At 63.9% G+C, this 13,547-nt stretch carries 5 protein-coding genes; all 5 read right to left on the bottom strand.

From position 1 onward, the window contains the following. Positions 1-245 precede the first annotated feature (245 nt). Entirely contained in the window at positions 246-1,961 is a 1,716-nt protein-coding gene (locus tag RPMA_RS28005; RefSeq protein WP_249225188.1) for a hypothetical protein, read from the bottom strand. Next, positions 1,910-10,774 carry a two-partner secretion domain-containing protein gene (locus tag RPMA_RS14545; protein WP_211907972.1) on the bottom strand — a complete coding sequence of 2,955 codons (8,865 nt, stop codon included), beginning with the start codon at positions 10,772-10,774 and terminating at the stop codon, positions 1,910-1,912. The genes RPMA_RS28005 and RPMA_RS14545 overlap by 52 nt, the downstream gene beginning before the upstream one ends. A 136-nt stretch (positions 10,775-10,910) precedes the next feature. Next, positions 10,911-11,879, bottom strand: coding sequence for a FecR family protein (locus tag RPMA_RS14540; protein WP_211907970.1), 969 nt, complete (start codon positions 11,877-11,879; stop codon positions 10,911-10,913). Beyond that, positions 11,876-12,469 (bottom strand): RNA polymerase sigma factor, encoded by a 594-nt coding sequence (locus RPMA_RS14535; RefSeq protein WP_211907968.1) that lies wholly within the window; start codon positions 12,467-12,469, stop codon positions 11,876-11,878. Before RPMA_RS14535 ends, RPMA_RS14540 begins: the two co-directional genes overlap by 4 nt. Then, the gene (locus tag RPMA_RS14530) at positions 12,466-13,227 is read right to left on the bottom strand and encodes a TonB family protein (RefSeq protein WP_211907966.1); all 762 of its coding nucleotides are present in this window, start codon (positions 13,225-13,227) and stop codon (positions 12,466-12,468) included. The genes RPMA_RS14535 and RPMA_RS14530 overlap by 4 nt, the downstream gene beginning before the upstream one ends. Positions 13,228-13,547: the final 320 nt, after the last annotated feature.

Raw genomic sequence — 13,547 nt, 5'->3', positions numbered from 1 at the left:
GCCTTCGACCCCGATCACCTGCTGACCGCCCGGCGTCATGATCTGGATGTTGCCGCCGAACAACGTCCGGATGCCGGAGTCGTAGCGCGTGGCATTGGCACCGCTGCCTTCGATGCCGCTGAACATCACGAGATCGCCGCGATAGGCGTTACCCTCCGGGAACAGCGCCGCGATGGCCTGACGGCCGCGCAGATAGGAACCGAAGCGGCTGCTCGTCGCATCGTTATATTCGCGCCCGCCGGCTTTCAGCTCGGCATAATAGACCTTGCGCAGGAAGATGTGCTGCTGCTCCGGCGCCAATGCGGCGAAGTAGCTGCGGGCTTGCGTATCGTCGGTGGTGGCAAAGCCGTAGCGATCCTGCAGCCACTTGCGCAACTCGCTTTCATAGGTCTTCGCCACCTTGCCGACCTGATCCGCCAGCGGTGTGCCGGACACTGCAAGATTGGCGGGATCGAGATAGACCAGCAGATTGTCGTAGCGCGCGCCCGCTGTGCCTGCCCCGCCATCACCGCGATGGATGCACCCGGCCGGTTGTCGCCCGGCGCGATCGGGCCGAGCGAGGCGATGCCGCCTTTGTAGCCCTGATAGATGTCACCGCCCGCGGTGACTTCCAGCGTACCGGGACCGGCGATTTCCACATTCGTGTAGTACATGTTGCGGCCGGCCGAGATAACCGACACGTCGTTGGCGTCGTTGTGCAGGATGAAACTTGGCTGGATGCCAAGAGTGCCATCGTCCAGGGCTTGGGTGATCAGGCCGAAACCAACCATGTCGCGGCCGGCCATGACGCGTGCTGCCTTGGCGCCGACATAGTCGACATTTCCGTTCTGCCGTACACGGGCCTGGCCCAGAACGACATTCACCAGATCGCCGGTGACGGCGTAGATCCGTATCGGCGTGTCGTCGCCGTCATAGAGTGAACCGGCGCCGCCGCCGATATCGAAACGAACCGGGTTGGTCAGGTGAATCGTATCGTGGGTCGCCGCACCGTAGATCGAATTCCGGGCCAGCAATTCGAGTCCGCCGTCAGGCACCGCATCGACATGCACGATGATGTCTTGATAGGTCGAGATATTCTGCGGCCGGCCACCGAGATAAATGCTGCCCTCCGCCGCGACCACCGAGAAATGTCCGGGCACATGGTACTGACGGAAGCCTCCCGGCGCATCGCTGCGCCAGTTGTCGTTCGGCCGCCCCTCTCTGTCGCCATTGATCGGCACGACATTGCCACCCGCGGAGAACAGCGACACCGCGGTCTCGTCGCTCCAGTTCAGTCTGGCGCTGGTGCCGGATGTGCCATAACCGGCGACGACGAGATCGCCGCGGCTGAGAATCGACACATGACCGTCGCGCGGCAGCAGCATCACGCCGCCGGCCGCCATGCCGATAGCGGCAGCGGTCAGGCGGTCTGCCTGACGTGGATCGTTGATTTCCCTTGTGCCGTAAACCAGCGGGATGACGCCGATGCGGCCGGCCTTTACGGTGATGTCGCCCCGATCGGTACTGAACACGCCGTTCATGTCGTCATTGCCGCCGCCGGGCGAGCCGCCGTAACCTAGCGGATTGAGCGCGCCGCCAATGGTGATGCGCACATCGCCGCCGCCCTGAACGCCGGCGACGATGGCCGTGCTGGCATATCCGAGCGACGCGGTGCCGCTGCCATGCGGTCGCAACACGCCGGCATCGCCGCCGGCCTCGAGCGTGACATTGCCGCCATTAAGCGCGCCAAAGCCTGCGAAATTTACGCCATTCTGGTTGTACCAGCGCGACACCGTGGCACTGGTCACGTAGTTGCCGGACTCCGCAACGAAGGCATGACCGGTGAGAACGCCCTGCGTCTTGACGAAGAGATCTGCGGGCACCGCATCACCCTTGCCGAAGGTCGAGATGTTGAAGGGCGAGAGCTGGTTCAGATCGCCGCCCGCGAGAAGATCGAGATCGGCGGCACCGGTGCGTAGCATGCTGGGGCCGGCACGCTGCCATTGCTCATCGGATTGTTCAGGATGATGTTGCCACGATTTGCCAAAGTGCTGGCTGCGGCCAGCGTGCGTGCGGCGGCGGCGTTCAGATCAGAGCCCGCAACGACGCGCAGCTGCGTTGCAGCGCCGGCGAGCGGTGTGGAATATTGCGGTGCCTGCGCCGGGGTGACGTATTGCACGGTCGGCCATCTCGCCGCCTCCGCCGTGACCAGTTGCAGCTGGTTGACAGAAAACGTCGTTCCGGCCGGAACGATCGATCCCGGCGACCATACCTTCCCGGTGCTGTCCGTGACCCCACTCGTACCATAGACGTAGTAGTCCGTCGTCGGAACGGTCCAGTCAGTGACGAGGCTGATCGCGTTGCGATTGCGATAGTAAGGAATACTGACTCGCGTACCACTCGGGAGAGTGACGTTGCGCGTACCATTGGTGACGAAATCGGTACTGTTATTGAGGATCGTGATCTGCCGGAATGTGGCCGGCGTCCCCTGGGCCGTGGTCCGATAGCCATCAGACAGATTGCCACGCACTGTCAGATTACCGCCAGCGCGCAGAGTGAGGCCCATAGCCTCGCCGGAGCCATAGGTCGCAGATCCGGGATCGCGCTCGGCGTTTGGACCGTAGCGATAAGCGGACAGGTCTATATCGCCACTGACAATGAGATTGCCCGTGGGTGTGGCGCTGGCGATGGTGACGCCCGGACGAAGATGGAAGGCGCTGCCATAGGCTGTGAGGCCGGCAAGCCTACCCATCAAATCACTGTTGGCGAGCGCAGCATTGATGAAGGCCGTGCTGTCCCGATCGACCTTGTCGAGGAAGGCCTTGTCGATCACCTGCGTGCCGGGAGTGTTCGGATCGACCGGAGCATTCTTGTATGTCGTCTCCCCATAGACCGCGATCTCGCGCGCGCCGCGAATATCGATGTTCGTCCCGATTTCGATGGGGATGTCGTAGCCGATGGCGTTGTATGGCGCACCTGCACCGGTGGCACTGGTTCCACCGCCGAAACGCGGTGCGTAAAGGTTGAACGTGCCCCGCGAAACACCATCGGGCGATGACACATCGATCACCGCACCCGAGTCCAGCTGCAGCCCGACATAAGTGCTGCCGACTTCCACCAATGCACGGTTCTTGGCGGCGATGGCGTTGCCGTCGCTATCGACCTGCAGCACGGTGCCATGGGCATCGAGGACAGCGGTATTGGTGAGGATCACGTCATCGATCGCCCACAGACGGATACTGCCGGCGCGCTCGCCGCTGGCGTCGATCTTGCCGTTCACGGTGAGCATGCCGTCATCGACGGAAACCGAGATGTCATGCGCCTTCAATTCATTGCCGATGACAAGATTGCCTTGCTTGAGCACGAAGCTGCGGCGCTCGGTGAAACCGGCCTCGCTGAGCTTGATATTGAGAGCGGCAAAGTCTTCCGACTGAGTATTGACAAAGGCGCCGATCAATCGCGCGCGCAGATCGATCGAGCCGCCACGGACGCCGGTCGCTTTGAGCGTACCGCCCAGAATGACCCGACCCGAACTGCTGGTGGCTGTCAGCGTCAACGAACCGGCATCGTTGTTGGCCGCCGAAATGTCGATCACCGATCCAGCCATCTGCCGGATTTCGCCGAAGCGGGATTCCAGCAAGACATCGCCGCCCCACGAATATTTGGTGACGTCGAGCATCGGAATCGCCTGTCCCGACAGATCGAGTTTGGAGTTGGCGCCGAGCGTAACATTGCTGCCCGCGGTGCCAGAGAAGCGCCCGCTCGGCAGATAGATGGTCGAGTCGAGATACAGGGATTCGCCCGCAGTGATGGCGATATCGGCGCCCAGCGCCGCCGCCGGCTTGACCTCGGATGCGCCGACCGGCCGGGTGAGACGCACATCGCCGCCGGCCCGGATCGACAACACGGCGCCGGGATCGCCGGTGAGCAGCGGCGTCACCAGATTGAGCGCACCGCCGACACCGGCATAGGTCTTGCTGTTGTAGGTGTTGTCAGGGCTCGGTCCGGAGGCGAACACCGCCAGCGTGCCACGGTTGTTGGCGACGATCGCCTCGCTGGCGCTGAGAGTGACCGCCGAGAAGCCGAGCATCAGCCGATCGTAATTGACCTGCGAGTAGCTGCGATCGTTCGGGCCGAAGCCGAGCACGACGCGCCTTGCATCGATGGTGATGGTGCCGGCACCGTTACCGGCGCCGCCAGGCGTGGTCGCACCCGGTGTCTTGCTGGGCGACGGCTGCGTGGCATTGCCCACGGTGGTGGCGTAGCCGTTCCAGATCAAGGTATCAGCGGAGATGCGGACCTGATCGCCCGCGCTTCCTGCGCCGTAGATGGCTGGCGTGTTGAGCTGGAATTGCTTGAGGCGTGAACGGCCCGTGAGCGGATCGATGGCGTCGAGGCTCACCGATCCGAAGAAGTTGATGGAGTTGCTGGCGCCGAGCACCAGCGTCTCCAATGCCGGCGCGCCCGCGCCGGCACCGCCAGCCAGCAAGCGATCGAACAGGCTCTGGTCGAAAGCCAGTCCGGTCGGCAGCGTTCCCGCGGCGCGCGCCGCGTCCAGCGATGCGGCAGTGCCGACATTGAGGGTCGGCACTGTGAGATTGAGGCTGCGGGTGCCGAGAACCGGCGTTCCGTTCACCGTCAGGCTGCCCGGCACGAGGAAGCCGATCGATCCCTCGCTCACCAGGGTCGCGCCATCCCCGATGGTCACATTGCCGGCGGTGCCGATGGGCGCGCTGAAGGCGATCGTGCCGTTCGAGACCGCAACGACCGCGGCCATGTTGCCGCTATTGGCGGAATCCAGCGAAGGCCCGCCATAGGTCAGGCCGGTGGCATTGCTGTCGGGCGCCTGCACGCCCCAGCCCAGCGTATCGACCCGCGCACCCGATGCGATGGTGATATTGCGGAGCGCCGCCAGAATGATCTGCGAGCCGCGCAGCACCACGCCGCTATCGACTATGACATTCCAGGTCCCTATCTGATCCGTCTGGGTATAGTCCCAGCCGACCGTGTTTTCCTTCCGTCCAAGCACGCCGCCGATATTGATATTCGGCGCACCGATCGCTGCGATCGTGGCGTCAGACACCGGGGTCGCCATCGATGTACGGTTGACGATGGAGCCGGCCTTGACGATCTGCAGCGTCGACTGCGAGCCAGTGACATAGACGTTGCGCACGACGCCGAGATTGAGCGTGCCGCCATAGCCGCCGTCGTCCGCCGCAAACAACGCGCGGCCCTCAAAGACAAGCGCGTCACGCGTGCGCTGCTGCGTACTGGTCGGGTTGCCGCCGTCGAGCGCCATCAGGCTGATGGACAGGAACTTGCCATCGCGCTCCAGCAGTGTCGGCGTGGTGCCGAAGCGGGCGGACTGTGCGAGCTGGAAGTCGGTATAGTTCTGCTCGTTGTACTTCGCATAACTGCGCGTGGCATTTCCGGGCGTGAGGATCAGCGTGGTCTGCAGCGCATCGCGGATCGACGTATTGGCGATACCCAGCATACCGCTCGCGAGATACGAGCCATTGGCGAGCGCGATCGGCGCCGTGGTCGCCGTGACATGGCTGGACGCGATCTCGACGCGGAACGCGCCGGGCAACAGCGCGTAGTTGGCAGGCATCAGCGTATAGGTGCCGGCGGCAAGGCCGGGCACGCCCGCTGGGATCGTGACCTGCTGGCCGATACCGGGCGCATTGCCGGTCCAGGCCGTGTTGTAGCCACCGGTGACCGGCGCGGTGACCACGCCGGGGACGAGCGCATAGACGGCATTGCCGGTGCCGTATTTGCGGTTGGCTGGATTGGCATCGGCCAGCGTTGCGACCAGCACGTCCACCGAGCCGCCGCGGCCGGACACGAAGCCCGCGCCCGTCAGCGTGCCGCCGCCCGACAGATCGATCACGGATCCGGCGGCGCTGGTCACCTCGCTGGCATTGATGGCCACGCCCAGGCGCGTACCGGACGTGCCGAACGCACCGGTCATCAGATCCGGCGTGATGGCTGCCACGCCGTCGGCGGTGTAGTTCACACCGTCCGTCGTGCCGCCATACGGCATGATCAGGCCGGCAGCACTCACCGATGTCAGGCTGCCTGCCAGCAATTCGACGCGCGTGAAGAAGTTATCCGTCGCCGACTTGGCGATGTGCTTGCCGAGCGTAATGGAGCCGAGCGGCGCGCGCAGCACGCCGCCCTGCAGGATGGTCGGCGCCGTCAATGAGAGGCTGCCGAACACCGAATAAGGCGCGGCCGGACGGCTGCCGTCGACGGAGAGGATGCGCAGTACAGCGTTCATATCGGTGATGGTCGTGCCGGTGCTGTTCATGCCCGCAAACAAGGTCGCGGAAGCGCCGCTGGCCGGGTAGACCTGCTGCGCCGTGAGCGTGAGGTTGCCAGAGGTGCCGATGGTCGTCAGCCCACCCGGCGTGGCGAGCACCCGGATGTCGCCGCGGCTGACGAGCACCGTATCGGCGTATTTGAAGCGGATGTCGCTCTGCAGGTCGATCAGCCCGGCCGAAATCTCCAGCAAACCGCCAGCTGGCATCGCAGGCAGGATGTCCGCGAAGACGAGCGTGTCCTTCTGCACGCCGAGACCGATCAAGCCCACATAGGCCGACTTCAGCCGCACCGTTGCGCCTGCGGTGGTGTTGGCGATGTCGCCATTCCACACCTGGCCGGCCGAGGTGTTGGTGATAAATCCGCTGTGGCTGAGGGTCAGGCTGCGCCCGGTGGCGAGATTGACATTGCCGTCGAACGAGATGCCACCCCGTGTCCACAGCTGGACGCTATCGGCCCCCGACGCCATGATCGTGTCGGCGGTGATGTGTCCATGGCCGATGACCAAGGTGGGATCGGCGACGCCCGGACGCGCGCCCGCGGCGAGATCGCCGGTGACAGCACTCTGCCCGATCGTGAGAATGCGTGCGGCGCGCATATAGGCCGGCACGAAACTCGCATTGGTTTCCGCGAACAAGGGCGACTCGAAGAATACCGAGAGCGAACCGCCAGATGCATTGGCGCTGCCGGCCTGGGCGCGCAGCGTGCCGTCCATATAGATGCTCGATCGCGATGCAATCGTGATGCTGCCGCCATTGCTGCCGGCCATGATCGTGCGCGTGCCGTTGATATCGGACACGGTCAGTTCGCCCGCGGTTCCCGATGCGTCGAGGATCGCGCCCGAACGTATCACCACATGGGAGATTGCGCTGTTGCGGACCGTCGAATCCTTCACGACCGCGCCGGTGCCGCCGATGATGATCTTGCCACCGTCGGCGACGATGCCGAAGAAACCGCCCTGCACGTCGCGCGCCACATGCGCTTGTGCCGACACGTCGAGCACGGCGGTCTCGCCGATCCAGATCGAGCGCGCGCCGGGATCATAGGCAGTATAGGGCGACGTTACACCGGCCGACGGGAACCCCGCATTGCCGTCGCGGATTTCAATGCGTCCGGCATGCGCCGTGATACGGCCGAGCACGGTGATCTGCCCGGCGCTGACCAGCTCGACTTTGCGGCCGGGATCAACCGTGATGCTGGCACCTTGCGCGATGGTGATGGCGCTGTTCGTGCCAGCAAAGTCCGGACGACCGCCGGAGCGCAGGAGCAAATCAGCGCCTGCGCGCTGCGTGGTGCTGCCCTTCATGGCATTGTCGAGATAGAGCGGCTGCAGGACTGTCGCGGCGGCCGTGGCGACATCCCCGCCGCTCGCCAATTCATAAAGCGCGCTCGTGGCCTGATAGGTCGGCCTGGTGACGTTGACGGCCGCATCAGCGGCGACGGTCAGCGATTTCTGGCCGTTGATGGCATAGCTGGAGAAGCCCTGGCTGAAGAAGTCGGCGGCGAGATGCAGCGTCTGCGGCTGCGTGGGCACAGCGCCGCCGATCACCACCGCGCCGCCGGTGTCGAGCGTCAATGCACCGCCCTTGGCGAAGCCCGTCGAAACGAGCTGGCCGCCCAGTGTCAGTTGTCCGGTTCCGGATGCGTTGGATGCGCTGGCGATCAGCGTGATATCGCCGCCGCTGCCGCCCTTGAATTTGCCGCGCGGCGAAACCATGCCGCCCGCTGATGCATCGATGCGCGATCCGGTCTCAAGGGTGACATGGAGCGTCGTGCTGATGGTGACGTCGCCGCCATCAATATACGCTTCAGCGGATGGGCTGGTCGTTTCATCGAGCAGCGCGTTGCTCCAGACGCCGCGTGTGTCGATCACCGCGCCGTTGCGCAAGGTCATATGCGAGCTCGCGGTTCCGTCCAGCAGCGGCGAGCTTCCCGGCACCAGATTGCCGATGGTGACCGTGCCGCTGCGCGCCGTGACATCCGCAGCGATGGTGACGTTCGCCGCCTGAAAATCGATCACGCCGCCAGCAGCGACTGCCAATGCACTGTCGACGGCGATCCCCTTCGTCGACCATGCCGAGATGCCGCCGAGATTGAAGCTGGTCAGCAGATCGGAGCTGAGCCAGACCGTTCCGGTGCGGTCGCTTGGTGCCGGCGCATCGCTGAAGGTGATGGCGCTGTCGAGTGCTGTCCATCGCGGTACACCGGTGCTGCCCTCATAGATCTGCAACGCCAGCGTACCGTTTTGCGCGACGACATTATGCGAAAGCTTGTAGCCATCGGTCACGCCGGCATTGCGGCGGGAGGTCTGCTGTTCACCCGTGACCGTATCGGCGACGATGGTGGCCGCGAATTTTGCGGTCGGCGCCGCGAGGTTCAGACGGCCGGCGTCGCGACCGACCGAATAGCCTTCTTCCCAGCGCAACGAGTTGCGGCCGCGATCGAACACGCTGAACCAGACTTCCGTGAGCCGATCATCGACCTTCCCCTGGATGTTATGCGTGCGTGAAAAACTGCCGGCAAAGCCGACGAATTTCATGTCGGCCGGCGCGTTGTCCACGCTGTAGCGGCGCCCATCGCTGCCGATCAGATTGGTCGATCGGATCCAGCCCGCTGCAACATCCAGCGAGCCGCCGGAAATATCGAAGCGCGCGCCCTCATGGGCAGTGAGCTCAGGTGCCTGCAATGTGATGCTGCCGCCGATGGCGGCCCATTCGCCGATGGTGTGCGCGGTGGTGTTGAGATAGCCGCCGACTTCGAGCAGGCCGCCCGGCGTATAGTAACGATCGGATGCATAGCCGCCGGTGCCGGCCGCGACGAAAGTGAGATAGCGCGCATCGATCCAGACATCGTTGCTGGTCAGGGCACCGTTGTCGCGGTTCTGCGGGCTATCGCGCAGTTCGTTGCCCTGCACATTGACCCTGATATTGTTGCTCGACATCGCCAGCGCGACGTTGCGCACGCCGGACACGTCGAGCAAGGCGCCATCGGCCACGTCGATCGTCTTCGCCGCGGAGACCGCAATCTGGCCGCCCTGCGCGGCCGTATAGGAGCCGCCGGCGAAACTGACGCTGCCACCGGTGACGATCTCGATCCGCGACTGGTCCTGCCGGTCGGAGAGGCGCGACAGATTGTCGAACACACCGGCTGCGCTGCCGAAGCGGAGCTTGTCGGCTTCAAGTGACGCAGCGATCAGCGCGTTGCGCGCACTGTCCAACGCCGTCTCGCCGCTGTCGAGCTCGGGAAGAATTGCTGTCACACTGCCGGCGGCCAAGGTGATCTTGCCCGCGGTATCGGACGCCCGGTTGAGCAAATGGATGGTGCCGCGCGTATTGACCGAACTCGTCGAGATCAGCGCACCACCAACCAGCAGGTCGCGGCCGGCGAGCGTGATGTCGCCTTGTTGTGCAAAGATGAGGCCTGAATTCACCACCCGGCCGCTGCTGCTACCGGCATTGATGACCGGCGACACTTCGGCGCCGCGGGTCGTCGATGCGGTGTTGCCTGTGGTGCTGAAGCCATGACGCAAGATAAAAGAGTCACCGGCCGCGAGCAGCGCCTGCCCTTTCGGCGTTGAAATCATGCCGTCATTCACGACGGACTGGCCTAGCAGCATCACAAAGCCACCGCCGGAGGTCACGCTGGTCGGCGCCTTCGTGGCGATCTGCGCACCGGCCTCGACACGAACCTCGCCGAGCGCGTCGGTGAAGCTGGGCGTCCAGTCTTGTCCGCTTTGGTTCGAGTATAGTCCCTTGCTGAGCTGTTCCGGCGAGATCGCCGCGGCCGCCACGATCAGCGAGCCGACATTCACCTGGCTATTGCCGCCGAAGATGATGCCGCTCTGATTGATGACATAGACCTGGCCATCGGCCTTGATGTTGCCGAGAATTTGAATCGGAGCCGTGCTCGCGCTGACGCGGTTGACCGCGACCCAATCCGCCTTGCCCTGCTGATCGAAGGTCAGCGTGGTGCGCGAACCGATGTTGAAACTCGACCAATCCAGGATCGCCTGCTGCCCCGTCTGCTGTACCTTGACCTGGGTCTGACCAGAACTGTCGATGGATTGCGTGGGGCCATTGGCGTTCGTCCAACTGCCCGGGCCTTGCACCAGACCTCCGGGCGCGAGACCGTTCGGCACCGCCACAGGCCGTGTCTGCGATACCTGGGCCGCAGCGGCGGCCGCACGGGCCGCCGCTTGCACCGCCTGTATGTCCTGTACGGCACGCGCCGCGCGCGACAGGGAGTCCTGGGTCTGTCGCACCGCAGTTGCGGCCTGCCGTGCCGCCAGCGCCGCTGCATCTGCCGCAATATTCGGCGCGGAAACCGCGCCGGTGCTACCGCCGCCAAGCGCGCGCGCATGTACCGACGCAGGCATCACGCTCAGCGCGACGGTGCTCACGGTCGCCCATAAAATCCGGCGTCTCACGATGGCGCGGGCCTGGGAATGGGAGACGGCGGCATTGCGGACGAACATGGGCATTTCTCGCGACAGAGATCGGGACCATGTTCAGCGGCAACTGCGACACGGTGACTCAGTTCGGAGACGACGGCGGATGCCCCTACGTGAACAAGAATCTTTATGAAACTTTTATGTCTACGAAACCGACGAGCTAGCTGAGCAGAACGATCCCGCCGGGAAGCGAACGCCCCTTGATGTTGAACGCCTGCTCGATCCACACCAACACGTCTTCGATACGCTGGATACGAAAACGGCCATTCACCGGGCTCGCCCCGAGGTCATCGCTCATCAGCACGACCTTGCCGGGCCGGTAGCGATTGATCTCCGCGACGACATCGGACAGCGGCGTGAACCGGAACACGAGCATGCCGTCCTGCCAGGCGGTGCTGACATTCAGATCGGCGACGCTTGCCGGCTGAAGGCCACGCGCGTCATAGCGGACCTGCTTTCCGCCAATAAGCACCGCTGCCTTGCCGGTGTGTTCGACCCGGACCTCCCCCTCGACACAGGTGACGCAAACGGACGCGCCCACGTGGCGAACCTCGAAACGGCCGCTCGTCGCCGTGCTGCGCCCTCTGCCAGCCATGACGGCAAGGGGACGCTGGGCATCAGCCGGCATGACAAAGGATGCCTCGCCGGCGATCAACTTCAGCTCCTCAGCCGCATTGTCGGCAACCGTGAGACTGGTCTGCGTGTTCAAGCGCACGGACAGACCACCCGTCAGTGTGACTCGGCGCTGTTCGCCCGTGCCGGTCCGATAGTCCGCCGCCAATTCGGTCAACGACGGCCACAGATCGAATGGCGGTTTCGCAACGACATAGCCCGCGGCACAGGCGGCGGCGGCACCACTCAGCACCGCACGTCGGCTGAGCAACGGTCGCGGTGGCGTCCATGGCGGAAGCTGGCCGCTTTCGCGCAAGGTCTGGCCGGCCTGCCCGTAATCCTTCCAGCGCCTGCGCGCATGCGCAAAGGCGCGTTCATGCGCAGCACTGGTCCGTCGCCAGGTTCGCAACGCTTCCGCATCCTCGGTGCTGGCTTCGCCAGAGACGAGCAGCGCCACCCAGCGATGCGCCTCGCGCGCCAGCTGATCGTCATCATCGGTGGGATGCGGCATCGTCATTCATCATCATGGGCGGGAAAGCGGGCATCAGCCACGTCCGCATTGTTCTTTAACAATGACGTTTCCCGCACAGCCAATGTGCAATCAAAATTACGCTTGAGGCGACCTGCACAGTAATTTTGTGCCTGAAGCAGTTCACGCTGGACCAGCCGCACCGAAATCCGGAAGCGCCTGGCGATCTCGGCGCGCGGCATGTCGTCGAGCCGGGCCGCCAGCAGAATGGCGCGCTGACGCGGCGGCAACTCCAGCAGAATCCCTTCCAGTGCCCTAATCTCGGATCGGCCTTCGGCGACATCGATCTGGCTCGGCGCTTCGTCAGCGACGTCGAGTAACGCATCGACCTCGTTCGAGGTCAGGCGCCGCGCTTCGGCCCGGCGTCGATCCCGTGCGATATTGACGGCGACCGTGAAGAGGTAGGAATCTGCGTGGCGTACGACCGCCGCGCCATCGGCCGTTTCCAGTCTCAGCCACGTGTCCTGCAAGGCATCGCCCGCGAGCTCCGCCGAGCCTAGGCGACGCGTGAGGCGCAGTTTCAGATCGTCGTAGCGCAGCAGGAAGCGCCGTCGCAGTTCGGACAGGTTGCCGGTCATCGCCCCACTCTGCTGACCATGCCGGCATCCATCGACCGGCACTCCTGCTGAAACGCCGCTGACCGCGGCGACAGCACGAGCGTGACCGGTTGAGCGAAACCTGCAGGTGGTGATGCGCCAACCGAGATTTGGCGAAGCAATTTCAAGACTGACGCGTCGCGTCCTGAGTCCCCGGTGGAATCCAGCAAGGTGGCGCGGGTGACCTGGCCACCTGAATCAATCCAGAAACTTGCGGCCAGTCGATCAGTCTCACGCATGACGCCATCGTCGCTGCATAGCGTTTGCAGGAGCCGGGTCTGCATCAAACCATAGTAGCGTGCAGCGAGAGGCCCCGGCGTCGTACTTGTCGGCAGCGCGGCTTTCGGCGCCGGCACCAGCACAAAGGCATCCTCAGCCATGTAGCGTGGCGAGAGACCGGTCCCCTGGAGGAGCCGCCCCAATGCCTCCTCAACATCGAAGGTCCCGTGGACCGCCGCAGTTTGGCGACCGATCGCAAGGTTTCCGTTGTAGATCACCTGCCGTCTGGACACGACACTGTAGGCCTCAAGTGCCGAAGCAAGCGGCTGAGCTTCGATCGCGAACGCGATCTTGCCTGAGCCGGTTTCGCGTTCTTTGACCTCGGAGGCCCGAGCACCTGGAAAGACCGCTGAATGATTGACTTCGATCAACGCCATAGCCGCCAGGGCCGCCACAAAAATCAACCTTCGCAAGCAATCAGCGAGCCGCAGCAACGAGCATCCTGATGAAACGAAGGCCATCACGACCTCTCATGGCTCAGCTTCGTAACAGGAGTATGTCAGCACCTTCGCCGGCAGTTTGTAATCCGAACACCCAGTCGGCGAAAATATGACGATAATTCAATGGCATAGCTACAAGCAACGAAATACCGCTTCCGAGTGATCGCTAAGTCTTTCCGGACGCGAGCGTCTCAGCGACCGGTCAGGCGGGCGACACGTTGCACAGGCGTAGTATTCACAACTTCAGCTCAGACACCTCGTTTCTGACTTAATTTCGCTGAACTTTGCCGCGTATCAGTTCGATATTGCACGTTACGCGTCGTCTGCGTTCGCTTTGGAAC

Origin of the sequence: Tardiphaga alba (assembly GCF_018279705.1) — a bacterium.
GTDB classification, from domain to species: domain Bacteria; phylum Pseudomonadota; class Alphaproteobacteria; order Rhizobiales; family Xanthobacteraceae; genus Tardiphaga; species Tardiphaga alba.
The sequence above is the reverse complement of the archived record's forward strand: the minus strand, read 5'-3'. Positions and strand labels throughout refer to the sequence as shown.